Below are 25,297 nucleotides of genomic sequence, written 5' to 3' on the forward strand. Positions count from 1 at the left end.
TCGATGTTTCGTTATATAAAAGTAAATACGTTGGTAAAAAGCATGGGGCTTATATTGGTTATATATGGCCAACAGTCATTTGCTACCATTGTACAGTTAGATAGCATCATAGTGAATGCGACAAAACAAGACACGCCAGCGTCAAAAGTCGACGGTGCAATATTAGTCAAGACTGCTGAAGAATTAGCTTTGGCTGGTGTTACGGAAGTAGCAGATTTAGAAAAAGTGTTTCCAGGTTTACTTATTCAGACAAGAGGGAACCGAACCTATGCCAGTACTTCTGTTCGAGGGATAAATTCCCCGGATTTCTATTCACCAACGATTAATGTATTGGTAGATGGTGTCAAACAAGACAATGCTTTTATTACTCAAAAATTAATTAATGTGCAAAGAGTCGAATTTTTAAAAGGTTCTCAAGGTAGTTTATACGGGAGTAACGCTCAGGGTGGTGTGATTAATATTATTACAAAAGATGAAGCATCTCATTCAAATATAGAACTGGGGTATTCAAACCAGAAGCAGTATTTGCAAGGAGCATTATCAGTTGAGTTAAGTGATGAGTTCTACGCTGATCTAATGCTTTACTCGGAAGACGAAAATGGTTTTGTTGATCATCAAACCAGTGGTACAGAAGATGCTAATAGCAACCGATCTGTCAATGCAGGCTTGAAACTAAACTATGTGCAGGAAGATGGACCTTGGGATGCCGTTTTATCACTTTCTAATGACGAACTTGATTCTCATGAGGAGTGGTATCTAAGCGCTGATGAATATAACAATAAGGCGACAACTCAGGATATTCCAGATCTAGAGCGTAAAGTAGAAAGTTATGGCGTCACAGTAAATTATGAAAAAGAAAACGTTAAAGTAACCAGCATAAGCCACCTACAAAATAGGCGTGTAGATCGTCAGTATATTGGCGGTTTATGGAATGAAGATCAAACTGTTACCTCACAAGAAATAAAGTTAGCAACAAAGCATAGTAACAACCTTAGTTCTTTTCTTGGCATTTACTTAGAAAGTCTTGAGTTTCAAGGTATGGCCTATAGCGCCGCGAATGAAATAGACACAGATACAGTGGCTGCATTTGGTCAGTTAAGTTATGCAATTAACAGTGAGGTTGATATCACTGCAGGCGGTCGACTAGAACAAGTAAACACGACATCCGATTACTCTGGCAATTCCTCTTTTGGTATCGCTGCGTACAATGAAGAGTTAACAGACAGCCAATTTTTACCTAAGGTATCAGTAGGCTGGCAAGTGAGCGATATCACTCGATTGTATGTCTCTTTATCGGAAGGTTATCGTCCTAAGGGGTTTAATCGAGTACCATTTGGTGACAATAGTGCGGGTTATGATACAGAAACATCTTGGAGTGGTGAGTTAGGATGGCGTACTAAACTACTAAATAATCGAGTCAATGTTAGTGGTGCGTTATATCAAATAAAATTGAGCGATGTACAACTTTATAGTGGCAGTATACCCAACCAGGTGTTAACCAATTTTGGTGACGCGACCAGTAGAGGCTTAGAGATTGATCTTAATTGGTTGGTTGGGAATGGAGTCGGTATCAACCTTGGTGGTACCTTTGGTAAGTCTGAATTTGGCCGTGGAAATGGAAGTTATGAGGGGAACCATCTAACGTATACGCCTGATACAACGGTACTTTTAGGTGTTGACTATAAACATGAAGAAAGTGGTTTACAGTTAATGGCAAACACTCGCTACACGTCGAAAGTGTATTACAATGAGGCAAACACAGTTTCTCAATCTGCGATAACTCTGTTGGATCTCGCGGCGGAATACACGTATAAAAATGTCAGTTACCGTGTCTTTGTAAACAATGCGACAGATAAAGAATATGTCAGTTATTCATACCAAGGTTCTAGTGCCATTCAGTCCAACTATGAGCAAGGTAGAGAAGTTGGCGTCAGCGCCAATTATCAATGGTAATTTAGAGTAAGTGAAACTAAAAACCTGATAAAACGTGTCGATCTTTAAAAAAGGCATAACCGTCGATCGTTTCATATCGACGGTTATGCCTTTTTTGATTAAAGCACCCTATAACTTACCGGCTCCAGCGTTAGCCGTGACATACTCAATAACGTCACTGGCGGGTAAAACTGGTGAAGGACCATACAAGCTTGGTTGCCAACCCACGTCTTTCGATAAAGACTTACCGCTGACTTGGTTCGCCTCTTCGATAATATCCAACATCTGACCGTTGAACATAGAGCCTCGATCAAATGCGACGTCTCCTTTCATATGGCCAATCGCATTCGCCGGCGTACCGTTCGCAATGTCAAATACGTTCGCTTCTGAGAAAATCGCAGAATGTTTCCCCGCACCCAATGCTTGACGCAAGATATTGTGTTTAGGTTTCGCCTTTAATGAATCCACATGGCGCTCATAATTATTGTCACCCTGACCATCCCCAGAAGCGTCGCCAACAAAGTAATTGTTATAACTGTGAACTTGTCCGTAACGCACCCTTGGCATACGCTGACCCACATTTTTAAAATAATTACCATGTAGTGTTACTCGTAAATAACCATCGTCAGACGTTTTTTTATCACTGTTTCCAATAAGCATAGCCTTATCATGATCATGGAAGTAACTATTTGATATCGTTACTAAATCTGCCTGATTGGTAATGTCGATTAAACCGTCATGATGTTGGACTTTCTGAGTGATTTCATTCTGCGGGAAAGGGTATACAGGAGGAAACAAGGCATCAGGTCGATCGCCATCGGAAAAGGTGCAATGGTCTATCCAGATGCGCTTAGCGCCACTGATAGAGACCAAATCGTATTCTGCATTCCAACGGCCACCACGGCATTTCTGTGGACCGACATTGGCATTCACATACTCAGCCTGACAACCAGGGTAACTGGGGTCGATTTTAAAGCTATCACCAGGATCCCATCCTGGGAAGTAATCAAAGGCATCTTCAAAATGAATATTGCGAATGATGACATTCTCGACACCAGCACTTAAATGAAGCATGCCTTTGATGATTTTTGCATCGTCTCCCAGACCAATCAAACTGGTATTAGACGGAATCTTTACCACAATCTGTGCTTTTTGTTGGTCCGCCGACGCTAGTCTGGCTTCTTCTTGTGGGCCTGACAATTTACGATTCGGACGTCCTTTGACCAACGGTTTGATATTCCAAACACTTGGAGCATAAGCCGCTTGATACAACTCAAATCGATAGGGTGCGACACGATAGTCTTCTTCGGTGAGCTCTCGCCCAGCATCATCAGAGGAAAGGTTAATGGTGCCACGGATCTGAATAATGCTAGGCAAGTCGCCTGATTCAGCTAACGCTGCAACCAACTCTTTGCGATTGGTTACCGTATAAAAATGCTGTTCACTGGCTTGTGAACCACCTAATAAAGGGCCTTCTGCGCCAGCCCAACCATATTCAGCCGGCATGGCTTGCTGACTGATATTGTGTTGAGAAGAGCCTATATCTAGGGTTGAACATCCGGCGATTAAGCCCACCGTGAAACACGATGCGACTAACAGGTTTCTATTCATGATTTTCTCCAGCTACGCAAAGCCCTCAAGCCTTGCTGTCTTATTGTTATTATTCAGCACTGACAAAGGCACAAATAACCCTTGCCAGAGATTAAGACTAGCAGAAAAATAAATAAAAGAAACGTCGTTTTATTTTTTGAGGATCGGTGTTTTTATCAACTCATTAAGGCGGCCACACTGCCACAAACCGTCATCACAAAGAGAAACCATTTCAAATGATTGGGATTGGCCTTTAAAGCAAACTTCACGGCAAGGTGAGAGCCCAACATGGTGCCTGACGCTAGAATCAGACCAGGTAGCCATAAAATCTGATCATTCCAAATGAAGACCCCCAGAGCCAACGCCGTGAACCCCAGAGTACACACCATTTTTAACGCATTTGTACGCACAAGGTCGTAACGTAATGTCCCCGCCAAAGCGGCAATTAGAATAAATCCCACCCCCGCTTGTACAAAGCCGCCATACACACCAGCAACAAACAAAGCGACCCAAGCACTTGGCTTTTGTGACACTTTAAACGGCACTGTGCCTTCTGGTGGTGCAACCAAAGCAGGTCGAATAATCATGAGTAAAGTCATGCCAATCATGGCACTGAGTAATAAGGGTTTTAGCCACACTTCGGGCGCATAACTGGCCACAAAGGCACCGACCACACCACCTAATAATGAGGGAATCATGACTGGTAGAATATCCGCATTATCCAGTTTCTTGGCTTTGCGAAAACCCAAGGTGGCCGAGACATTCTGTAAAAAAACACCCACACGGTTGGTGGCATTGGCAATGTCCGCCGGCATACCCATTACCATTAGAGCAGGCAAGGTTAAGTTAGAAGCACCACCCGCTAAGGTATTAATAATGCCCGCTATAAATCCGGTACCAATTAACAAACTAATCGTAAACACACTGTAGTCCATGCTGCATCCTTAAGAGCACTACAAAAGGGCACTTATCATATAGTGTTGTAAACGATTAAACCTAATAAAAATACTTGTTCAATTTTCGGTTGTTCCCATTCTGACATTAACGCTACTCTGTTCCTCATAATGAGACAAAGAGACACCTGAATATGCTAATCACTGACCGTCAACAAGCCGACGAATACTACCAAGCTTTGATAGAGCGAGACTCAAATTATGTGGGTTGCTTCTTCGTTGGCGTTAAAACCACGTCTATTTTTTGCATTTCTACCTGTCGTGCGCGCAAGCCCAAGCGTGAAAATGTGGACTTTTACACTCACTTTAAAGACGCCATGGACGCGGGATTTCGCCCTTGTAAAGTCTGCCGACCAACAGAAAACAGTCAACAAGCACCGCCAGAAGTCGAAGCGGCGATGAATCTAGTAAGAGACTGCACGAAAGCCAAGATTACCGATCAGCAATTACGAGAAGCAGGAATTCGACCGATTTTTGTCCGCCGCTGGTTTAATCAGCATTACAGCATGACATTCCAAGCTTTTCAGCGCATGTATCGTATCAACTTCGCTTACCACGAACTAAAAAGTGGCAAGACAGCGACGCATGTGGCTTTGGATTCAGGTTATGATTCCTTAAGCGGCTTTGGCTACACCTATAAAAAACTGTTGGGTCATTCCCCCACACTAAACCGGGAGCAATCTGTGATTTTAATTGACCGACTGACCACCCCTATCGGCCCTATGTTCGTGTGCGCTACCGACCAAGGCATTTGCCTTCTGGAGTTCGTTGATCGCCGTATGTTAGAAACAGAATTTGAAGACTTACAGCGGCGTCTCAAAACCACCATCATCAATGGTGAGAATCAGCACATCGTCCAATTGAAAACGGAACTAGAGGAATATTTTGCGGGCCAACGCCAGCACTTTACGGTGCCTTTGCATAGCCCCGGCACCGAATTTCAAAACCAAGTGTGGCAAGTGCTGCAGACTATCCCATATGGTCAAACAGCCAGTTATCAAGAACAGGCCATTAAGCTGAATAATCCCAAGGCCGTTCGAGCGGTTGCTAGAGCCAATGGCATGAATCGCATTGCCATTGTTATTCCTTGCCATAGGGTCATTGGTAAGGATGGCAGTTTGGTGGGTTATGCCGGTGGTTTAGAACGGAAAAAATGGTTACTTGAACACGAGAAGACACACGCTTAAGTTACCTTTTGTATCTCACTGCAAGGTTTTCCGTCCCCTTTTCAAGGATGCGTCATAGCAAGGTAATTTTTCAGCAAAGCTGTTTCCAGTGGCTTGAATTTCCTCTGTAATAAGGCCATTTTGTGCGCTTTTACAGCTAAAGATGGAATTCAACCATGTCTACACACATCGTTGCCGTATATGGAACCCTTCGCGAAGGCTTGTCTGATCATGGCCTAATTGCCGACTGTAAACGCATTGGTTTGGGTTGGCTCACCGGCTTTCGTATGCACAATCTCGGGGACTTCCCTGCCATTGTCCCTACTCTAGACGAAAGTGGGCGCATCCGCGTGGAGTGGTATCAAGTAAGCGATGAGTTATTGGCCGAATTGGACCAATTACAGGGCTTCGATGAAAGTGCATTAAGCCAATCTATTCACACTCGTAAACGGATTTTTACCCCTTACGGTAAAGGCTGGATATACATTTATAATCAAACATTAGGCAATGCGCCCTACATGGAAGCGGGGGATTGGACCCGCTTCCTGAAAGAACAATCTAATCCAACACCACAACCGGCTTAGACGAGATTTGAGGAGACGTTTGAGCCTGCAATTCCTCAATGCGTAAACGACTCTCAGCGACTTCTTGTTCATCTGTGAATAGACCAAAACGAACAATAAATTGTTTTGATTCTCCGGCTTCGATGGTCGGCACTAAACCAAGTGGTCGCTGATAAGCACGGTTATAAGCAAAACTGGTGCCAGGCTCGATTCCCACCACATAACCTTGTTCCAGTGTGTCCGTATTTTTCCACACGGTAAGCACTGGCAAGGTGTCCGTTTGATAGCTGACTTCTATGCCACAGCTCGCATTGGCGTTATGTAACAGAGCATGAGAAAAACCTTTCACATCACTAATCGGACGAATGTTAAACACCATTTCATCAAAGTCTTTCGTTGGTGCAGGCATCTGATTCCAATCGTTCAAACCACCAGCTGCATAGTCGTTAAAAGGCGATAGTTCCGCCATAGGAACATGTAACTGCGCGCCATTCTCAAGAATCGGTTGCGCAAAATTATTGTGGTAAATGGCTTGGTATTCACGAGGATAACTACCTTTGTTGGTCAAGGTATCTTCAACCAATAAATAAGGTTCGTCTGGTGTTAATGATAAAACCGTGTGCAATTCAAAATTAGTGAATTTAAAACGCTTTTCATCGACTCGACCACGTAAAGTCACACGATAAGGCGGTACTTGCTCGACCTCTAAAACCACTTCGTCTGCGGGTGTGTTTTGAATACGACCGTGCAATGTTAAAAACTCATCGCCGTCTTGACCGGGATGCCCTGCCCACTGATAACCACAACGCACGATCATCTCGTTAAAACCATCTAACCAACCAATGCCGCCAGACGCTTCTTGATTAATAAAACTCGGATGAACCACTTCCTTAACAGGTGAATCCCAACCAAATCGTACGTCTTTTCCTGCCGTATCTTTTCTCACGACATCAAGAACCGCCATCCCGCGCGTCGGCACAACACGAACCACAGAATCACCAACGGTTAAGGTGATCAAACGAGAACCGGTTTGCTTGCCGCCGATTAAACAGGTTTGTTGCACGTGAATAGGAAGGTCTTTCGGCAAGCCCATTAATTCGGCAGAAAGAGATAAGTTGCCGACATCGATGTGTTGTTGATTACTAAGAAGGACAAGTTGAAACATAAGTAAGGCTCCAAAAAAATGTCCCACATGCTAGCGCGAGCTAGATAACAAGGCTAGCCATGAGGATAAAATCTGCTATTTATTCCATGTTCCTTGGCTCTTCGTTCTAATTAAAAATTCCCCGGCGCACACTGTAAACACGTCAGACCCAAATTACGCCAACCCTGCACCACAGCGTCGCGGTCATCCAATACCAACCAAGGGGAGAAGCCATCACTATGAATTTTCTCTAACAAGGCTTTTTTCACCTCTTCGTCTGGCACAGCATCGGCGCCTTCTGGACGTAAATATATGCCATCGCACGGAATATGGTGTTTTTGAATCCATTCAAGCGAGTGCTGTTTGTGGGACTCAGGACGACCACTGCAAATCAAAATATGCTGGCCTTGTTGCTTAAGAATATTCACCAATCGCAGCACATTTTCGATCACTGGCGCATGTTTCATGTGCTCAAAAAACGGGTCCCAATGTTTTTCAGCGCCCAATACCCAATGGGCAACTTGAGTGTGATCGAATTCAGCAAGGGTGCCATCTAAATCAACAATAACGGCGTTTGGAGTCATAAAAATCTTCCTTTAAAAGGGGTGATATTCCAGCCGTTTTCATCTTGGCTGGGAACGAAAGAAATCGGGGTCACATTGCCAATTCTGGGGCAATACGGTGTGCCATTAATCACATTGTTCAACACACGGTACACGCCCGAATGCGCAATGATTAACGGCCAATCATGTTCACTTAAAATAGTATTTAGCGTGCTGATAACACGGGCTTCAAAGTCATGCCAAGATTCGCCATTAGGCGGCGTAATTTCATAGGCCAGTTGCTGCTCAATCGGACAACCTTCTAGATCGCCCCAGTTGCGCTCTTTAAGCTGTTCGTAAGGGTGGATGACTTGATTGGGCACCGCGTAAGATGCGGTTTGTTGAGTGCGTTGTAGTGTGCTGGTAATCACCGCGCTCCACTCAATAGCGCTCAGTATCGGCGCCGCTTGTTGGGCTTGTTGAATACCTTTTTCACTCAATGGACTGTCGGTAAAACCACCAATGCGAAACGCGGCGTTGAACTCGCTTTGCGCATGACGAGCAAAGACAAAAGGTTTAGAAAGTAAGGTCATAATCTAACTCTATATACTCTAACTCAATATAAGCATCTGCAGTAACGCTTGGGCCAAGGGCCTGCCGCCATTCATTTAGGTCTTTCATCTGGTGAAAGAGGGGTGAACACAGATCGCACTCAAGATGATCAACAAGACGCTTGAGATCTCGCTTGCGCGGATGAACATTCCAACGTTCAAAGTGGGCCCTGTCTTCGCTGACGGCTTGTCGGGCGTGTTCAGGAAGATGTCCGGTATAAACGGGTAAATAACGCTCTGGCTGCTGTAGTAATACTGCCGCCTCCCCACTCATGCCATCAGGGTCACCGCATAACACCACCTTGGCATTTGGGTTAAACGGCTGGCTCTTAATACGTTCTAAGATAGGTCGGACCTCGGTACAAATACCTTCTATGGGTGCGGCCAAAGCCGACTCTGGTGACAAACAATCTTCGCCTAATGTCCAATCGTCGAAACCAAGCGACGTCAGCCAACAGGCAATTTCTAAGGCGCGTCCGCTTGGTGGAACTGGCATCAATAACGCTCTCTCATCACTAAGGAAATTCACCAAGGCACTTTTGCATTGCTCTAATGAATTGTCGTACAAACCATAGGACGCATCGAGCAAGGCGATGCTGGCTTGCGGCGGCGTAGTGAAAGGATACAAGGTAGATTCCAGACTGAAATCGCCGCTGTAGAACACCCCCTTCCCAATGTTGAGATGTAGCCAAATGCCGCCAAACGAATGCCCTGCGGAGCCTGTGGTGACTTCAATGCCTTCAACCAAGGTCGTGCCGCACACCGGCAAGGTCTGTAGATTCAGATGACTCGGTAGCTGTTTCTGCACCAACAAGGTCGCATACACTGGCACCTTGCTGTCTACGTCATCTAATCCGCCCATGTGATCTTGATGATCGTGGGAAATAAATATGGCATCTAAATGAGCGGGTTGCGTCCAACCTTTGGCTTCGTCCGCTTCTAACGCGCCTCCAGCATCCAGTAAAAAGCGCAGTGTTCGAGCATGAGGCGATGCTTGATAAGTGACCAAAATCGCCGCGGCGGTTTTTCGGCCAGCACCACTGAGAATATCTACGCAAACTTTCATGACTCACTCTCAAGCGACCAAGCCTGCCCTAGACGCACATGATGCTGGCTATCAAGCGTCATCGGCACATCGCTGTAAGCCAATAACGTCTGACCATCGTTTAGCCTTAACTCGATGTCATAACGCTCGCCCCGGAAAATACAGTTACGAACGGTCACGGCGAGCGGTTTTGAATTCGCAACATCGGCACTTGCATCAACAAACGCAATATCTTGTGGTCGAACCAACACCTTGCTGGAGACTGTTTGTGGCGAATAGCCATCAATCAAACGATGTAAGTCGGCGCTATTAAGGTATTGCTGAGGTGCAATCGCTTCTACACTTAACACGGAACCTCGACCGATAAAGTTCGCCAACCAAGTGTTCTTCGGCGTGGCGTACAATTCCTGTGGCGTTCCCCATTGCACAAGTTGACCTTTGTTTAATACCGCGATGTGATCTGCCAACGACATGGCTTCGGATTGATCGTGAGTCACATAAACGATGGTCGCGCCCGTACGCTTATGAAACGCGCGGAAGGTTTCTTCCATAGTGGCACGTAAATGACGATCTAAGTTCGCCAATGGTTCGTCGAACAACACCACGTCCGGTTCGGTCACCAAACTTCGCGCCAATGCCACGCGCTGACGTTGTCCGCCGCTGAGCTGTGCTGGCAATCGATCGGCATAGTCTTCAAGCTGAACGATCTCTAACGCTTCTTGGATGCGTCGATTGCGCTCGGCGGCAGGGATCTTCTGCACCTTAAGCGGATAACCAACATTGTCTTTGACGCTCATGTGCGGCCACAGCGCGTAAGATTGAAAAACCATGCCGAAGTTTCTGTCTTCCGTCGGAACATGCTGTCTCGAACTAGAAAGACACTCGCTTCCGTGAAGGATTTGTCCGTCAGAAACCGCTTCAAATCCCGCTAACATTCTTAAAATAGTCGATTTACCACAGCCGCTCGGGCCAAGCAACGCGACAAATTCGCCCGGTTCAATGGTCAAACTCAAGCCTTTAACAACAGGATCGCCATGAAAAGATTTATGTAGATTGTCTAATATTAATCGTGCCATGGAATCACTCCTTTCGGCAGACGGGAAGCAAACAAGCTCAATAGGCTCATCAGCCCTGCAACCAGCAACACCACCAGCACGGCAATGGCAGAAGCCAGTACACTGTCGCCACTTTCATCGAGGTTAAAAATCAGTACGCCTAAGGTTTCGTTTCCCGCACTCCACAGCAAAGCCGACACCGTCAGCTCATTAATCGAGATGAGAAACACCAATAACCCACCCGCGAAAAAGGCGGGAGCCGTGAGCGGCAGAATAATATCGACTAAGCGTTTCAGCGGCCTTGCGCCCGCCAGTTGCGCAGCTTCTTCTAACGCAGGATCTAACTGGGACATGGCGCTTAATACTGGCTTCAAGCACACGCTCAAAAAACACGAAAGGTACGCCAAAAAGATAATGCCCAAGGTGCCGTACAGGCTCACTTGGATAAAGGGCAAGGGTTTGGCAAACAGCAAAATAAAGGCAATCGCCAACACAATCCCTGGGATGGCATAAGGCACTTCGATCAAGCTGGCAATCACGGCTCTGGTGCGCATTGGCAAACGCATCAACAAATAGCCTAAAGGCAAGGACACCAACATGAGAACCAAAGCACAGGAAAAGGCCAAGAAAACACTGTTCTCAAACGCTCGTGACGTCACGCCTTGGCGACTGATCATCTCGTAAAACGCAGACAAAGTAATGGTGTCGGACGTCAGCGACATGCCCAAAGCAGGCACCAACGAACTCACCACCAAGGCAAACAAAGGTGCTACTAAAATAAAACAAAGTATCAAGGCCAACAGCACTTCCAGTGGTAAACGCCAGCGCTGTAAGCGAAATGAAATCGACTGCGCCGTGTGACCCAGTAAGGCATAACGGCTACGCTGCTGCAGCCATTGCTGTAAAAGCATGCCCGCCAACACCAACAAAGCGATGATCATCGACAGCCCAGCCACTTGGCTCAGCATATCGTTACCGAATCCCGCCATTTGCTGATAAATCAAGGTAGGCAAAACAATGTAACCGGCGGGGATACCCAGCATCGCAGGAATACCGAAATTACCCAGCGACGAAACAAACGCCAATGCCGCCCCCGCGATAATCGCACTGCGACATAACGGCACAATGATGTCGAACCAAACTCGACACTGAGATGCTTTCGACAGCTGTGCGGCTTCCAATAAATCTTGTGGTAATGCAATCAGTTGCGTTCGAAGAGCGAGATACACCAAGGGCGCACTTTGGATACCCAACAACAAGGCAATGCCTTCTGCAGAATACATCGGCTGTGGGCTACCCAACGCAGGCGCAATGCCCAAGGTGTTTAAAATAGGACTCGCCGGACCAAACAATTGTAGCCAGCTCAATGCTGTGACTTGAGGTGGAATCATCATCGGCAACATAAAGCAGAACACCCAAATGGCGCGCCCACGAATGTTCGTCAAAGTAACAATAAAGCCAAATCCGCCGCCTAGAATCACGGCAATCAAGGTGCCTAAACCAGACGTATAAAAGCTGTTTTTTAAGGCAATCCAAGTACGCTCACTGCGTAATACTTCCGCCAAAGGCGATGACGCCGAAAAGGTAACATGACTTAGCGCTTCCACCAGCAACCGCAAACTCGGCACAAGGCTCAAGGTCGCAATCAAAATGAAGAGTCCAATGGACAACCAGCGAAGCTGGCTGTCCATCGTCAATCCATCCATAACTCGTGCTTTTAACAAAGAAGGCGTCATCTTGCTTAACCTTCAAAGATCTTGCTAAAGCGAGCTTTATTCACTTCATTGTTTTCTAGCGTCTTCGCCGCATCAAATGGCATCAAACGAATCGCGTCACGCTTAGGAAACCCCGCTGGGACGCCGATATCACCACGAGCAGGTAAATACCCTTGCTCTAATACCAACTGCTGACCGTCTTTGGACAACAGAAAATCCACAAAACGTTTCGCGGCCGCTTTATTTTTCGCGCCTTTCATAATGGCAACCGGTTCCGTCACCATGCTTACGCCCGTTTTAGGGAAAATAAACTCGATCGGCGAGCCTTTCGCCGCTTCACGAATGGCTAAGAAATCCACAATCACGCCATACGGTTTTGTACCTGACGCAACGGCTTTCAATACACCACCGTTGCCGCCTTGGGCTTTCACTTGGTTCGCGTGCAATTGCTCGTAGTAATTCCAGCCTAGCGTTTTGTCATCCGTTAAGGTCGCAAGGTGGATCAGTGCCGCGCCAGAATACAAAGGGCTAGGCATGGCCACTTGGTTTTTATATTCAGGCTTCGCCAGATCCGACCAATCCGTTGGATGTTGTGGTGCTTTTTGATGACGAACAATGCCCGTCGTGATCAATTTTGTACCGTAGTAATAACCCTTATCGCTGTACAAACTGTCTTCGTATTGTGTGCGGTTAGGACTTAAGTAGGATTCTAAATAACCGTCCGACACCATGGATTCCATGGTCACGCTGTCGGCAATTAACAGCACATCAGGTTTCACCACGCCGGAAGACAATTCAGCGCGTAATTTGGTCATCAACTTCGTGGTGCCGTCACGAACCCATTCTACTTTGATGTCTGGATTTTCCGCTTCAAAAGCGTCCACTGTCATTTGCGCGTCTTTGTTTGGCTGACTGGTATACAGGGTCAACGTCTCTTGAGCTTGCGCAGAAAGAGGAAAAGCAAGTGCCGCTGCGCATATCAATAAAGTCTTCTTAACGGTCATTGGGAAACTCTCTTTTTGATAAGTGAGCTGCAACAATACCGACACAATTTGACACTATAGTGACAAAAAATTTTCGTTTAATGGCGACCTTCTTTCGCTTCGAAAAGCCACGTAAAAAACCACGAAAAGGACTCAGCCCTATGAATAAGCGACATCATGAAATTGTCCAATGGGTGAATTTACAAGGAAGACAGACATTACAAGCCGTCGCAGACCAGTTTTCGGTTTCGGTGCAAACCATTCGCTCGGACATTCGATTGTTGGCGGAAAAAGGACTCATACTGCGCAGTCACGGCGAAGTAATCCCATTTCCACATCGTGAAAATATCAGTTTTGACCAACGGCGGATTCGTCATGCCGCAGGCAAAAAACACATTGCCGACCTGTGTGTGAGCAAGATTGCGGATTATCAATCAATCTTTCTCGGCAGTGGTTCAAGTGTCGCGGAAGTGGCGAGTCAGCTGACGTCCTTTCAAGGCCTACAAGTGATGACGACCAACTTGCATGCCGCACGCAATTTATGTGAACACCCAGATTGCGAGCTGACGATTTCGGGCGGCCGAGTACGAATGCGTGACCAAGATGTTATTGGCGGTGATGCCATGCGCTTTTTCCAACGCTATCGCGCCGACATTGGTATTTTTTCCGTCGCGGCGACCAATAAACAAGGGTATTTATTTGATTTCACCGACGAAGAAGTCATGGCCAGAGAAGCCTTGGTAGAACATTGTCATTATCGTATTTTGGTGATCGACAGCACAAAATTTGATACTGAATCTCGTTGTTTATGGGGAAAGATGAGCGACTATGATTGTATCATTACCGACCAACAACCTGCTCCCGCGCTATTAAGTACCCTGACCTATCAAGGCGTTGAAGTATTGTATTGACCAGCACACGCCATGTTTGTAGACATTGCACAGAAGGTATTTGGCCGGAACCTAGACCAAGCCCCAAGCACTGACGGTTAAGTGCGTGGGGCTTTTTAAACACGCATTTGCGTGTTACAAATGTGGCCAGAATTTCGCCACAATGCGATGCACCCATCGATCGTAAGGAGGCGCAATCAGGGCGACCAAATTCACACCAGACTTACGCAACACCGCTTTATTATGTGACAAGGTTCGAAAGCCTTCTTCGGCATGATAGGCCCCCATGCCAGAGTCTCCCACGCCACCAAAAGGCAAATCAGATTGAGCCACGTGAATCAAAGCATGGTTGATCACCAACCCTCCGCTGGCGATGCTTTGCTCACAACGTTGTTCGTCTTCTTTATGCTGTGTAAATAAATACATGGCCAAAGGACGAGGGCGTTGCTGTATGTATTGAAACCCTTCGTCTATGGTCTGATAAGTGAGTATCGGTAATATCGGCCCAAAAATTTCATCCTGCATCACCGCGAGTTCTTCTTTAGCCTCATGCAAAACATACAATGCAAGCTTTCCTTCTAAGGTATCTGGCCCTTGTGGTAGAAGGTTGTCGCATTGAACCCCAGATGCTTGCGCTTCTTCTAGGTAGCCTTGCAGACGTGAGAGCTGTCGATCATTAATGATGCTGGTGTAATCTGGGCTGGCAATGCCTTGCGGATATTGATCAGCTAATACCTTTTTAAGGTGTTCAATTAGCTCCGCTTTTTGTGACTCATGGCACAACACGTAATCCGGTGCGACGCAGGTTTGCCCTGCATTAATAAGCTTAGCAAAGACCAATTTTTTCGCAGTATCCACTAAGTCCGCCGATGGCGTGATCAAGAGAGGTGACTTGCCCCCCAATTCCAATGTGACAGGGGTGAGGTGCTGAGCGGCATTTTTCATCACAATACGGCCAACGTTGGTCGAGCCCGTAAACAGCAAATGATCGAATGCCAATTGACTAAATTGATTGGCAATGTCCGCTTCACCTTCTATCACTTCAGCCCACTCATCACCGCAAGCGGTTTGTAAAATTTGGCGTAATACTTTATTGGTCGCCGGGCAAAACTCCGACACCTTCAACATCACTCGGTTACCTGCCGCGATGGCGCCAACGATGGGCCCCAGAGACAGCAAAACAGGGTAATTCCAAGGCGCGATCACACCCACTAACCCTTTAGGTTGATAAAACACCTTGCCACTGGCTGGCCAACTGGTCATATGCAAAGATCGTCGACTCGGTTTCATCCATTTGTGTAAATGCTTTAAGGCATGTTTGATTTCACCCAATAGCGGCACCAACTCAATCAAACGCGATTCAGCATGGGCGCGACAGCCGAAGTCTTGCTGTAACGCGTCCAACAAGGGGACTTCATACTCTAATAGGGTTGTTTTTAGGCTCAACAATAACTGCCGTCTAGCCTCTTCAGAAGGATACGGTTTGGTTCGAGTCAATGATTTCAAACGAGCGAAAGCCGAGTTAAGTTGTGCTTCCGAATCAATAAGGGTGCTGTTCATGTCTGCCTCAAAAGAATTATTGATTTTATTATTCATCCAAGCGCACCTAACAAAAAGGAAATTGTCCATTTATTGATCAATGTCGTTTCCTAACCCTCGGCGGTTGGCTACACTTTAATCTACTAAGAATAAGAGCAAGGAACGTATTATGGCAACCATACTCTGTTACGGCGACTCTCTCACTTGGGGCAGCATACCAAATGGTGGTCGCTACCCTAAACGTCTGCGCTGGCCATCTATTTTGAATCACTTACTCGGCTCTCAACACCAAGTCATTAATTTTGGTTTACCCGGACGAACCACCATTTGGAACGATCCTTTTTTAGAAGGACGAAACGGCTTAACCTATCTGCAAGCCGCTTTGGAGACCTTCGGGCCTGTCGACCTTCTTATCATCATGCTGGGCACCAATGATCTAAAGCGTCACTTCAATGTGGGTGCTTATGAAGCTGCAAAAGGCGTGGAAAAGTTGATCGCAAAGTCAAGAATGCCAAGTGATCATGGATTCCCTAGTCCAAGCCTGTTGATCATTGCACCACCAAATATTTTATCCCCAAAAGGCGCGATGTCTGAAAGCTTTAGCGGCGCCACTGAAAAATCCCAATACTTTCATCAACATTACCAAGATATTACCTCACAGAATCAATGTCTCTTCTTAAACTCCGCAGGTGTGTTACAACCCAGTGATATCGACGGTGTCCACCTAGATACACAAGGAAATGAGCAACTTGCTAACGCCATTTTTGAATTAATAAAAGACAGATTTTAAATATAACATACTGTTTTTATAGGGATTTATAGCGTTTTTTTGATAGTTGAGAGACATCAAATAAACGCTCTCTCATTTTTTTCTTCCGAGTGAATCTAAAAATTGGCAGAAATTAATGGGGTGTTAGATCTTGACAAAAAAACAGTCCTAATAATGATTGTTATGAAAAGTGAAAATTTGTACAAAATATGCACGATTATCCAGCCTTTTTTCGATTTAGATGAAATAATCGGCCATGCTTGCATTTCGTTCACAAAGTTATCCACAAGATGCTGTGTGCCAATTCTTTGCTTCAAATAAACCGGGTTCCCCCTGAAAAACCAACTGTATGTCGGAATTTAATGCATTTTGTACCTCAATTTTTAAAATGATCGACGTATGATACAAAGCACACTTGAGAGAAAAAGGACGCATAATATGAAGGTTAGCTTTATCGGACTCGGTACCATGGGGTTCCCAATGGCCGGACATTTAAGTAAAGCAGGTCATTCTGTTGTGGTTTACAACCGCTCAGTCGAAAAAGCGCAATTATGGTGTGATCGCTTTGCTGGATCCTATGCAGAAACGCCTGCGGTAGCGGCAAAAGATGCTGACATTGTGCTGACCTGTGTTGGCAACGACGAGGATCTCAAAGACGTTTACTTAGGGCAAAATGGTGCTTTCCAATGCGCCAAACCTGGCACCTTATTCATTGATCATACGACCGCGTCCGCTGAAGTCGCAAAAACCTTACTACATGCCGCCAATAAAAAAGGTTATGACTTTATGGACGCACCAGTGTCTGGAGGCCAGGCAGGTGCCGAGAATGGGGTATTAACCGTGATGATTGGGGGCGAACTCGCTCATTTAGAAAAAGCCAAGCCTGTATTAGACTGTTATGCCAAAGCCACCAGCCTCATGGGGGATGTGGGTCAAGGCCAAGTGGCCAAGATGGTGAATCAAATTCTCATTGCAGGTGTTTTATCAGGACTTTCTGAAGGCATTCGGTTTGCCCAGCAAGCAGGATTGGACATGGCAACCTTGGTCGATACTCTCAAACACGGCGCGGCGGGCTCTTGGCAATTAGAAAATCGCGGAGAGACCATGGCCAAGGATGAATTTGATTTTGGTTTTGCCATTGAGTGGATGCATAAGGATCTTGGTCTTTGTTTAGCGCAAGCGGAAAAAATGGGACTGAGCTTACCGCTGACACAAGAAGTCGACGACAAATATCAGCAACTGATCAATGCAGGTCATGGTCGCCAAGACACGTCCGTTTTAATCAAAGCACTTGACCAAACTACCTAATACTTTTTGAGCCAGAGAGGTCATGTCTCTCTGGCAAAGCGCGCTAATCCCTGTCTCTTTACACATTTTTTTCCTCCCTGAACCCATCACTTTTCTAAACTGAGAAAATGAATTTGCACTTTTTTGCCTCATTCAGTTTTTGCTTTTTCGTGCTTCAAGCCAGATATAACAAGCCTTTACCTTCGTTATCGAAAATCTCTATTCATTAGACGTATAGGACATATCGTTATTTCGATTGGTCATTGCTGATTGCTTCAGTACTCTTCAACAACGCTGTTTTGACAGTCTGTTCATCGGATCTGTCATATGGCTAAAGGGGGCTCAAGGATGAGGCAGAACAGCCCCATTTAAACTTGGAGTTTAAATGGGGCTTGTTTTATCAATAAGAAGGCTCTTTCCCACCTGATCACAAAAGTAACGAATATCGACTTCCCACGTGCTTAGCACGAATATAATTATGTTAATGGAGAGTTCAAATGAAAAAAGGGCTAGCAAAACTAACGCTCGCGCTAATGACCGCCGGTGCCATTAGTACTACTGCTCATGCGGCGACTACTTTGGTTTACTGCTCAGAAGGCAGTCCTGAAGGCTTTAACCCAGCTTTTTACACGTCTGGTACGACGTTTGATGCAACATCTAAAAACATGTTCAACCGTTTGATGGAATTCAAACTTGGCACCACTGAAACTGAGCCAGGCTTGGCGACCAGCTACGATGTTTCTGCCGATGGCCTTGAGTACACTTTCCATTTGCGTAAGGGTGTGAAGTTCCATTCTTCTAAATCGTTCAAACCAACACGTGACTTTAATGCAGACGATGTCATCTTCACATTTGACCGTCAGTGGAACAAAAACAACCCTTATCACACTGTTTCAGGTGGTTCATACGAATACTTCAACGGTATGGGTATGGGTGACCTAATCAAAGACATCGTGAAAGTAGATGACTACACGGTGAAATTTGTTCTAAATCAGCCAGAAGCGCCTTTCATTGCCAACTTGGCGATGGACTTTGCGTCTATCTTCTCGAAAGAACAAGCTGATTATCTAATGAAGCAAGGCACACCGGAGCAACTTGATATCAACCCTGTCGCAACGGGTCCATTCCAGAAAGTTCAGTACCAAAAAGACTCTTTGATTCGCTACACAGCCTTTAAAGATTACTGGAAAGGCAAAGCCAAAGTGGATCGCTTAGTCTTCTCTATCACACCTGATGCTTCTGTTCGCTACGCGAAATTGAAAGCCGGTGAATGTGATGTGATGCCGTACCCGAATCCTGCTGATCTTGAGCAAATGGATCAGGATCCAAACATCAATCTAATGAGTCAAGAAGGTCTGAACGTTGGTTATCTTGCGTTTAATACGCAGAAAAAACCGTTTGATGACATTCGAGTTCGCCAAGCCCTTAACCTAGCAACGGACAAGAGCGCCATCATTGATGCGGTTTTCCAAGGCGCAGGTAAAGCGGCGAAAAACCCAATTCCACCCACTATGTGGTCTTACAACAACAATGTCGTGGACTACCCATATGACCCTGTTAAAGCGAAAAAACTATTAGCCGAAGCGGGTTATCCAGATGGTTTCTCAACTAACATCTGGGCTATGCCGGTACAACGTCCATACAATCCAAATGCGCGTCGTATGGCTGAAATCATGCAAGAAGACTGGTCTAAAGTCGGTGTGAAGGCGGAAATCGTTTCTTACGAATGGGGTGAATACCTAAACCGTTCTAAGAAAGGTGAGCACGACACGGTACTACTAGGTTGGACTGGTGACAACGGTGACCCAGATAACTTCCTATACGTTTTGCTAGGTTGTGATGGCGTCGGTGGTTCAAACCGTGCGCAATGGTGTAACGAAGAGTTCAACGACCTATTACTAGCGGCGAAGCAAACCTCTGACAAAGCTGAACGTACTAAGGATTACGAGCAAGCTCAAGTGGTCTTCAAGCGCGAAGCGCCTTGGATCACGGTGGCACACTCTGTTGTCTATGAGCCAATCAGCAAAGACGTTAAAGGGTACAAAATCGACCCTCTAGGTGGTCATTACTTCTATAACGTAAGCAAATAAATTGTCCTAATTCGGACAAATAATGCCTACTTGTTGATGAGAGAAAGTCAGCAAGTAGGCATTCTGTTGAACGAGTGAGTCCTCGATCAATTCGTACCCCGAGAGAGCCTGTCCTATTATGTTCCAATTTATTTTTCGTCGTTTAAGTCTGGTCGTGCCAACCTTTATCGGCATCACCTTACTGACTTTCACGCTGATCCGTCTCATCCCTGGTGACCCTATTGAAGTCATGGCTGGAGAACGCGGTGTCAGTGCAGAGCGACATGCCGAGTTAAGCGCTCAACTAGGCTTTGATCAGCCTCTATATGTCCAATATTTCCGCTATGTTGGTGGGGTATTACAAGGCGACCTAGGCAATTCCTTAATCACCAAAGAGCCGGTCATGAAAGAGTTTCTAACCCTCTTTCCAGCCACCATTGAGTTGGCGTTTTGTGCCGCCATCTTCGCAATTTTAGTGGGTCTACCTGCCGGTATCTTTGCCGCGGTTAAACGAGGCACGGTATTAGACCACTCTGTTATGACTTTTTCCCTAACCGGTTACTCTATGCCTATTTTCTGGTGGGCTTTACTGCTGATGTTGGTCTTTTCCGTAACCTTAGGCTGGACTCCCGTATCTGGACGAATTGATGTGGTCTATTGGATCGATGATGTGACCGGATTCATGCTCATCGATGCATTACTTTCCGATGAAGTCGGGGCGTTCCGTTCCGCTGTCGCGCACTTAATTCTGCCCAGCATTGTACTAGGGACCATTCCCATGGCAGTGATCGCCCGTATGACACGCTCCTCCATGTTGGAAGTGCTCAGTGAAGACTACATTCGTACCGCGCGGGCCAAAGGTATTGCTCCCTGGCGCGTCATCATTATTCACGCCTTACGTAATGCGTTGATCCCTGTGATAACGGTGATTGGTCTGCAAGTTGGTATTTTGTTGTCCGGCGCCATCCTCACCGAGACTGTATTTGCTTGGCCAGGCATCGGGAAATGGCTGATTGAGTCCATCGGGCGTCGTGATTACCCTGTGGTGCAAGGTGGCATCTTAATTGTGGCCTGTATCATCATCACAGTGAATTTATTAGTCGACATTGCCTATGGCATTGTTAATCCACGTATTAGACACAGTAAATAAAAGGGCGCCGATTTATGTCTTCTCAAACCATTACTGCGCCAATACCAAAAACACCACTGCAAGAGTTTTGGCATTATTTCCGTACCAATAAAGGAGCTGTGGCGGGCCTTAGCTTTATTGTGCTGATTTGTTTTATGGCCATTTTTGCCGATTTTGTCGCACCACATTCTCCATCACAACAATATCGTGATGCACTCCTTCTACCGCCAGCATGGTTACAAGGTGGTAACTGGTCCTTTATTTTAGGCACAGATGATGTGGGCCGAGACATTCTGTCTCGCTTAATTCACGGCTCTCGTTTGTCTATCTCAGTAGGTATCGTTGCTGTGACCGCATCACTCATCATGGGGATATTGCTCGGACTGATTGCTGGCTACTTCAAAGGCATGATCGACACCATGATTATGCGCATTGTCGACATCATGTTGGCCATGCCAAGCTTGCTACTGGCGATTGCGATTGTGGCTATCTTAGGGCCAAGCATCGTCAATGCGGCATTAGCCATCTCCATTGTCTCGTTGCCGCATTATGTTCGTTTAACTCGAGCGGCGACCATGGCAGAAATGTCAAAAGACTACGTCACCTCCTCGCGCGTTATCGGAGCTGGACCACTTCGACTGATGTTTATTTGTATTCTGCCAAACTGTTTGGCGCCCCTTATCGTTCAAGCGACATTGGGTTTTTCCACTGCCATTCTCGATATGGCGGCCTTGGGTTTCCTAGGATTAGGCGCTCAACCGCCCACACCAGAGTGGGGCTCAATGCTGTCCGATGCACTGCAATTCGTACAGCGTGCTTGGTGGGTCGTCACCTTTCCTGGCTTGATGATCCTCATTACCGTTCTGGCGTTTAACTTAATGGGCGACGGCTTGCGTGACGCCCTTGACCCTAAGTTAAAGCAATAGGAGAGGCCAAATGTCATTATTAGAACTCAATAATTTAAGCGTAAAATTTGGCCCATTCCAAGCCGTTGATAACATCAGTTATCAAGTTGAAGAAGGCGAAGTGCTCGGCATAGTAGGTGAGTCCGGCTCCGGAAAAAGTGTTAGCTCTCTTTCCATCATGGGACTGATCGATTACCCAGGAAAAGTCAGCGCAGAACGCCTGTCTTTTAATGGACAAGACCTACAGGCCATGCCGGAAAAGCAACGTCGTAAGCTCACCGGCTCAGACATTGCGATGATTTTCCAAGACCCAATGACCAGCTTAAACCCATGCTTTACCGTGGGTTATCAAATCATTGAAGCCTTAAAGACCCACCAAGGTGGCAGCAAAAAAGTGCTTAAGGTACGAGCCATCGAGTTGCTGACACAAGTGGGGATTCCAGCCCCAGAGTCCCGTTTAGACAATTATCCCCACCAGCTATCCGGCGGCATGAGTCAGCGGGTGATGATCGCCATTGCGATTGCTTGTAACCCTAAGTTGTTAATTGCCGATGAACCCACCACCGCATTAGACGTGACCATTCAAGCTCAAATCATCGACTTGTTGATTGAGCTGCAGCGTAAACAAAAAATGGGCTTGGTCTTAATTACCCATGATCTGGCACTGGTTGCTGAAGTGGCTGATCGCGTGATTGTGATGTACGCCGGTCAAATCGTCGAATCCGGTCCCGCGGTGGAGGTCTTCTCAACACCAAGACACCCTTACACACAAGCATTACTGGCGTCGTTACCTGAGTCGGCGGCGGGCAAGTCTCGACTGGATGCGTTACCTGGGGTGGTGCCTGGTCAATATGATAGACCGCTGGGCTGTTTGTTAAGTCCGCGCTGTCCTTATGCCACAGAGCAATGTCGTCAAGTAGAACCGGATAACCAAGGCGACCTTCATCGTCAGGTGAAATGCCATACGCCGTTAGATACAGAAGGGAGACCTGCTGCATGAGTAGTAACCATTTAATTCTCGACGCTCAAGAACTGAAGCAGCATTATCATGTGAAGCAAGGGGTCTTTAAACCCGATGCCGTGGTAAAAGCCGTGGATGGCATCAGTTTTCAACTGGAAAAAGGTAAGACTCTGGCCATCGTTGGTGAGTCTGGTTGTGGCAAATCGACATTAGGTCGCATGCTCACCATGATAGAAACACCAACGTCAGGCCGCCTTGAACATTTGGGAGAAGACCTGTTAAGCCTCAGTAAATCCGCTCAAGCGACATTACGACAGAAGATTCAAATCATCTTCCAGAACCCTTACGGATCCCTAAACCCGCGTAAAAAAATTGGCAGCATTTTAGAAGAACCGTTAGTCATTAACCGTCAGCTTTCCAAAGCCGAGCGTAAAGCCAAAGCTCTTAGTATCATGGCAAAAGTGGGGCTGAAAGCAGAACATTATGATCGTTACCCGCACATGTTTTCTGGCGGGCAACGTCAGCGTATTGCCATTGCTCGAGGCCTGATGTTGGATCCAAGTATCATTGTCGCCGATGAACCTGTCTCCGCACTGGATGTTTCAGTACAAGCACAAGTGCTGAACCTAATGATGGATCTGCAAACGGAACTGGGATTAAGCTATGTCTTTATCTCCCACGATTTATCTGTGGTTGAACACATTGCTGATAACGTGATGGTAATGTATCTAGGCAAGGTCGTTGAACAAGGTTCAAAAGAAGAGCTGTTCAATAACCCCAAACACCCATATACGTTAGCACTACTGTCCAGTACGCCACAATTGTCTCCAGATAAGCGTCGGCAACGTATCAAATTACAAGGTGAATTGCCTTCGCCACTAAACCCACCTTCTGGCTGTGCTTTTCATGGTCGTTGTCAGCATGCGAATGAACGTTGTCAGCAAGAAGTACCTGCACTTCGTGAAGATCAAACCAGTCATTTGATTGCCTGTCATGCGATCGAAGAACAACGCATTGAATTTCGCCATGCTTTATAGCTTGGCTTAATACTGAACTCCCACCGAGTATTTGCGTCCGTAAGGGCGCTTTTTTTTGATCAAACCGTTTGATAAGAGAGGCTTAAACAGCGTATAACCAAAGAGATAAATCTGGACGATTTTTTTAGCCAAAGGATAGGCACAATGAACCACAAACTAGAACAAGCTCAGCAGACTCAGTCCTTTATTCAACGTGCCACAATATGGCTTATTTTCACTCGCGTGTTGTCTGACTTTGCTGGGGTGTTGAATCTCATTTCATTGTCCAGCTATGTTTATTTCATCAGCCAAAACGTGTTCACGCTCAGCTTGTTTATGGCCGCAAGCATTGTTGGCGGAATCCTAGCAAGTCTCGTCAGCTTTTTTTCAAGGCAACCACACAAGCATACCTTGAGCCTCTTAAACGTCATGCGACTCATTCTGCTCTTGGCCTTAGTGCTTCTACCTTCACAACACCAAGTTAGCGTTTTACCTTGGATTGCTTTAATAGGGGGATTTTGTAATGCATGTTTTATGATCACATTAAACAGCCAGATCCCGCTTTGGATTGAAAAAGCGAAGCACATCAGTACTAATTCTTGGCTGACCGCCATGTCCGCCATCGCGTCTGTTATTGCTGGATTGAGTATCGGTTTATTCGTGTCAATTGGGGGTTACCAAGGCGTCTTTATGGTTAATATCATCTTGTATTGCTGCGTTGCTCTCAGCCTGCTAATACTCTCGACCATTCGACCAATATCGGATGATCATACAGCCCCAGAAATTCAAACAGTTCAACCAGCTAGACTGTTTAATCGCCCTTTTAAATCACCTTCCCTAGGCTGGTTGTTTGCCATTTCAGCAGGCAATAGTTTCGCTTGTGCAGCCCAACAAGTGGGGTTCCCTGTGTTATCACAACACCTTACGCCGCAGAATATTAGCTATGCGATGGGGCTCTTAATGTCGACATGGGGCATTGGGAAATTCATTGGGGCGAGTCAGGCGGGATTTTATCTAAAATACAAACCTTTAATGTCATTAGAAAATGGCTTCTGTCTATCCTGCCTGATCATGTCCTGTGGCTTTGTATTGGCGTTTCAGCAGTCCCTACTAAGTTGGGCTATCGTCTTTATATGCTTGGCGGGAATTGGCGAAGGTGGAGCGGAAGTCAGTTTAACCTCTTCCGTTCAACTTGAGTCTAAAGGTTTACATTTAACCTTATTTAGCAGCGTCGCATTGATGAAAATGGTCGCCAGTGCCATCGGTGCTTTATTAGTCAGTCCTTTCTTTTTGTTTTTAGATCTTGGCTTAGTGATCTTGCTATTTCACACACTCCCCATCGGTCTGATGGCTTTCATGATTCGAAAAAAATACCAAGCCATCTCCTGATGGCTTGGTATTATGTGTTCAGTTTGTACCAACCATAAGCTCAC

Annotated in this window: 22 protein-coding genes; 12 read left to right on the forward strand and 10 right to left on the reverse strand. The window is 46.1% G+C overall.

All coding sequences use genetic code 11. The features are described from left to right. Positions 1-3: 3 nt before the first annotated feature. Positions 4-1,953: a TonB-dependent receptor gene (locus tag ACHUFM_RS05735; protein WP_394180436.1), complete on the forward strand. Its 1,950-nt coding sequence runs from the start codon at positions 4-6 to the stop codon at positions 1,951-1,953. 108 nt (positions 1,954-2,061) lie between these two features. Here the strand turns inward: ACHUFM_RS05735 and ACHUFM_RS05740 are convergent, their stop codons facing one another. Next, positions 2,062-3,543 carry a pectate lyase family protein gene (locus ACHUFM_RS05740; protein WP_394180438.1) on the reverse strand — a complete coding sequence of 494 codons (1,482 nt, stop codon included), beginning with the start codon at positions 3,541-3,543 and terminating at the stop codon, positions 2,062-2,064. Between the two features lie 155 nt (positions 3,544-3,698). After that, positions 3,699-4,457, reverse strand: a complete 759-nt coding sequence (locus tag ACHUFM_RS05745; protein WP_394180440.1) for a sulfite exporter TauE/SafE family protein — start codon at positions 4,455-4,457, stop codon at positions 3,699-3,701. Positions 4,458-4,609: 152 nt separating this feature from the next. On the opposite strand from ACHUFM_RS05745, the gene ACHUFM_RS05750 reads away from it, so the two are divergent. Beyond that, complete coding sequence (locus tag ACHUFM_RS05750; protein ID WP_394180441.1) at positions 4,610-5,662, forward strand: bifunctional transcriptional activator/DNA repair enzyme AdaA; 1,053 nt, start codon at positions 4,610-4,612, stop codon at positions 5,660-5,662. Between the two features lie 155 nt (positions 5,663-5,817). After that, entirely contained in the window at positions 5,818-6,225 is a 408-nt protein-coding gene (locus tag ACHUFM_RS05755; RefSeq protein ID WP_394180443.1) for a gamma-glutamylcyclotransferase family protein, read from the forward strand. Here ACHUFM_RS05755 and ACHUFM_RS05760 read toward each other — a convergent pair. The 7 genes from ACHUFM_RS05760 to ACHUFM_RS05790 all read right to left on the reverse strand — a co-directional run bounded on the left by ACHUFM_RS05760 (position 6,200) and on the right by ACHUFM_RS05790 (position 13,320). Continuing rightward, entirely contained in the window at positions 6,200-7,369 is a 1,170-nt protein-coding gene (locus ACHUFM_RS05760; protein ID WP_394180445.1) for an aldose 1-epimerase family protein, read from the reverse strand. The two genes, ACHUFM_RS05755 and ACHUFM_RS05760, sit on opposite strands and share 26 nt — an antisense overlap. A gap of 110 nt (positions 7,370-7,479) precedes the next feature. Next, a complete protein-coding gene (locus ACHUFM_RS05765; RefSeq protein WP_394180447.1) occupies positions 7,480-7,932 on the reverse strand; it encodes a phosphatase domain-containing protein in 453 nt (150 codons plus the stop codon). Beyond that, positions 7,929-8,483 carry a histidine phosphatase family protein gene (locus ACHUFM_RS05770; protein ID WP_394180449.1) on the reverse strand — a complete coding sequence of 185 codons (555 nt, stop codon included), beginning with the start codon at positions 8,481-8,483 and terminating at the stop codon, positions 7,929-7,931. Before ACHUFM_RS05770 ends, ACHUFM_RS05765 begins: the two co-directional genes overlap by 4 nt. After that, complete coding sequence (locus ACHUFM_RS05775; RefSeq protein ID WP_394180451.1) at positions 8,467-9,567, reverse strand: MBL fold metallo-hydrolase; 1,101 nt, start codon at positions 9,565-9,567, stop codon at positions 8,467-8,469. Before ACHUFM_RS05775 ends, ACHUFM_RS05770 begins: the two co-directional genes overlap by 17 nt. Next, positions 9,564-10,622, reverse strand: coding sequence for an ABC transporter ATP-binding protein (locus tag ACHUFM_RS05780; RefSeq protein ID WP_394180453.1), 1,059 nt, complete (start codon positions 10,620-10,622; stop codon positions 9,564-9,566). Before ACHUFM_RS05780 ends, ACHUFM_RS05775 begins: the two co-directional genes overlap by 4 nt. Continuing rightward, positions 10,610-12,292 carry an ABC transporter permease gene (locus ACHUFM_RS05785; RefSeq protein WP_394180804.1) on the reverse strand — a complete coding sequence of 561 codons (1,683 nt, stop codon included), beginning with the start codon at positions 12,290-12,292 and terminating at the stop codon, positions 10,610-10,612. The genes ACHUFM_RS05780 and ACHUFM_RS05785 overlap by 13 nt, the downstream gene beginning before the upstream one ends. Positions 12,293-12,342: 50 nt before the next feature. Next, positions 12,343-13,320, reverse strand: a complete 978-nt coding sequence (locus ACHUFM_RS05790) for an ABC transporter substrate-binding protein (protein WP_394180455.1) — start codon at positions 13,318-13,320, stop codon at positions 12,343-12,345. 140 nt (positions 13,321-13,460) lie between these two features. On the opposite strand from ACHUFM_RS05790, the gene ACHUFM_RS05795 reads away from it, so the two are divergent. Then, a complete protein-coding gene (locus tag ACHUFM_RS05795) occupies positions 13,461-14,210 on the forward strand; it encodes a DeoR/GlpR family DNA-binding transcription regulator (protein WP_394180457.1) in 750 nt (249 codons plus the stop codon). A gap of 114 nt (positions 14,211-14,324) precedes the next feature. Here ACHUFM_RS05795 and ACHUFM_RS05800 read toward each other — a convergent pair whose 3' ends face one another. Next, entirely contained in the window at positions 14,325-15,785 is a 1,461-nt protein-coding gene (locus ACHUFM_RS05800; protein ID WP_394180459.1) for a coniferyl aldehyde dehydrogenase, read from the reverse strand. Positions 15,786-15,897: 112 nt separating this feature from the next. Between ACHUFM_RS05800 and ACHUFM_RS05805 the strand changes: the two genes are divergently transcribed. The 8 genes from ACHUFM_RS05805 to ACHUFM_RS05840 all read left to right on the forward strand — a co-directional run bounded on the left by ACHUFM_RS05805 (position 15,898) and on the right by ACHUFM_RS05840 (position 25,253). Continuing rightward, complete coding sequence (locus tag ACHUFM_RS05805) at positions 15,898-16,518, forward strand: SGNH/GDSL hydrolase family protein (RefSeq protein WP_394180461.1); 621 nt, start codon at positions 15,898-15,900, stop codon at positions 16,516-16,518. Between the two features lie 417 nt (positions 16,519-16,935). Further along, complete coding sequence (locus tag ACHUFM_RS05810; RefSeq protein WP_394180463.1) at positions 16,936-17,805, forward strand: NAD(P)-dependent oxidoreductase; 870 nt, start codon at positions 16,936-16,938, stop codon at positions 17,803-17,805. A 476-nt stretch (positions 17,806-18,281) separates the two neighbouring features. Then, on the forward strand, positions 18,282-19,874 hold the full coding sequence (locus ACHUFM_RS05815; RefSeq protein ID WP_394180465.1) for an ABC transporter substrate-binding protein: 1,593 nt from the start codon (positions 18,282-18,284) through the stop codon (positions 19,872-19,874). A gap of 118 nt (positions 19,875-19,992) precedes the next feature. After that, positions 19,993-21,003 (forward strand): ABC transporter permease subunit, encoded by a 1,011-nt coding sequence (locus ACHUFM_RS05820; RefSeq protein WP_394180467.1) that lies wholly within the window; start codon positions 19,993-19,995, stop codon positions 21,001-21,003. 14 nt (positions 21,004-21,017) lie between these two features. Next, complete coding sequence (gene dppC / locus ACHUFM_RS05825; RefSeq protein WP_394180469.1) at positions 21,018-21,908, forward strand: dipeptide ABC transporter permease DppC; 891 nt, start codon at positions 21,018-21,020, stop codon at positions 21,906-21,908. 10 nt (positions 21,909-21,918) lie between these two features. Next, positions 21,919-22,887, forward strand: a complete 969-nt coding sequence (dppD, locus tag ACHUFM_RS05830) for a dipeptide ABC transporter ATP-binding protein (RefSeq protein WP_394180471.1) — start codon at positions 21,919-21,921, stop codon at positions 22,885-22,887. Further along, positions 22,884-23,885, forward strand: a complete 1,002-nt coding sequence (locus tag ACHUFM_RS05835) for a peptide ABC transporter ATP-binding protein (RefSeq protein ID WP_394180473.1) — start codon at positions 22,884-22,886, stop codon at positions 23,883-23,885. Before dppD ends, ACHUFM_RS05835 begins: the two co-directional genes overlap by 4 nt. Positions 23,886-24,029: 144 nt before the next feature. Next, on the forward strand, positions 24,030-25,253 hold the full coding sequence (locus tag ACHUFM_RS05840; RefSeq protein WP_394180475.1) for an MFS transporter: 1,224 nt from the start codon (positions 24,030-24,032) through the stop codon (positions 25,251-25,253). Positions 25,254-25,297 lie beyond the last annotated feature (44 nt).

It is taken from the genome of Marinomonas posidonica, assembly GCF_043643765.1.
In the GTDB taxonomy this organism is placed as follows: domain Bacteria; phylum Pseudomonadota; class Gammaproteobacteria; order Pseudomonadales; family Marinomonadaceae; genus Marinomonas; species Marinomonas posidonica_A.

Excerpts from the sequence above, each read along its gene's own strand:
- ACHUFM_RS05735 (WP_394180436.1), top strand. The coding sequence starts at position 4 with ATGTTTCGTTATATAAAAGTAAATACGTTGGTAAAAAGCATGGGGCTT.
- ACHUFM_RS05740 (WP_394180438.1), bottom strand. The coding sequence starts at position 3,543 with ATGAATAGAAACCTGTTAGTCGCATCGTGTTTCACGGTGGGCTTAATC.
- ACHUFM_RS05745 (WP_394180440.1), bottom strand. The coding sequence starts at position 4,457 with ATGGACTACAGTGTGTTTACGATTAGTTTGTTAATTGGTACCGGATTT.
- ACHUFM_RS05750 (WP_394180441.1), top strand. The coding sequence starts at position 4,610 with ATGCTAATCACTGACCGTCAACAAGCCGACGAATACTACCAAGCTTTG.
- ACHUFM_RS05755 (WP_394180443.1), top strand. The coding sequence starts at position 5,818 with ATGTCTACACACATCGTTGCCGTATATGGAACCCTTCGCGAAGGCTTG.
- ACHUFM_RS05760 (WP_394180445.1), bottom strand. The coding sequence starts at position 7,369 with ATGTTTCAACTTGTCCTTCTTAGTAATCAACAACACATCGATGTCGGC.
- ACHUFM_RS05765 (WP_394180447.1), bottom strand. The coding sequence starts at position 7,932 with ATGACTCCAAACGCCGTTATTGTTGATTTAGATGGCACCCTTGCTGAA.
- ACHUFM_RS05770 (WP_394180449.1), bottom strand. The coding sequence starts at position 8,483 with ATGACCTTACTTTCTAAACCTTTTGTCTTTGCTCGTCATGCGCAAAGC.
- ACHUFM_RS05775 (WP_394180451.1), bottom strand. The coding sequence starts at position 9,567 with ATGAAAGTTTGCGTAGATATTCTCAGTGGTGCTGGCCGAAAAACCGCC.
- ACHUFM_RS05780 (WP_394180453.1), bottom strand. The coding sequence starts at position 10,622 with ATGGCACGATTAATATTAGACAATCTACATAAATCTTTTCATGGCGAT.
- ACHUFM_RS05785 (WP_394180804.1), bottom strand. The coding sequence starts at position 12,292 with ATGGACAGCCAGCTTCGCTGGTTGTCCATTGGACTCTTCATTTTGATT.
- ACHUFM_RS05790 (WP_394180455.1), bottom strand. The coding sequence starts at position 13,320 with ATGACCGTTAAGAAGACTTTATTGATATGCGCAGCGGCACTTGCTTTT.
- ACHUFM_RS05795 (WP_394180457.1), top strand. The coding sequence starts at position 13,461 with ATGAATAAGCGACATCATGAAATTGTCCAATGGGTGAATTTACAAGGA.
- ACHUFM_RS05800 (WP_394180459.1), bottom strand. The coding sequence starts at position 15,785 with ATGAATAATAAAATCAATAATTCTTTTGAGGCAGACATGAACAGCACC.
- ACHUFM_RS05805 (WP_394180461.1), top strand. The coding sequence starts at position 15,898 with ATGGCAACCATACTCTGTTACGGCGACTCTCTCACTTGGGGCAGCATA.
- ACHUFM_RS05810 (WP_394180463.1), top strand. The coding sequence starts at position 16,936 with ATGAAGGTTAGCTTTATCGGACTCGGTACCATGGGGTTCCCAATGGCC.
- ACHUFM_RS05815 (WP_394180465.1), top strand. The coding sequence starts at position 18,282 with ATGAAAAAAGGGCTAGCAAAACTAACGCTCGCGCTAATGACCGCCGGT.
- ACHUFM_RS05820 (WP_394180467.1), top strand. The coding sequence starts at position 19,993 with ATGTTCCAATTTATTTTTCGTCGTTTAAGTCTGGTCGTGCCAACCTTT.
- dppC (WP_394180469.1), top strand. The coding sequence starts at position 21,018 with ATGTCTTCTCAAACCATTACTGCGCCAATACCAAAAACACCACTGCAA.
- dppD (WP_394180471.1), top strand. The coding sequence starts at position 21,919 with ATGTCATTATTAGAACTCAATAATTTAAGCGTAAAATTTGGCCCATTC.
- ACHUFM_RS05835 (WP_394180473.1), top strand. The coding sequence starts at position 22,884 with ATGAGTAGTAACCATTTAATTCTCGACGCTCAAGAACTGAAGCAGCAT.
- ACHUFM_RS05840 (WP_394180475.1), top strand. The coding sequence starts at position 24,030 with ATGAACCACAAACTAGAACAAGCTCAGCAGACTCAGTCCTTTATTCAA.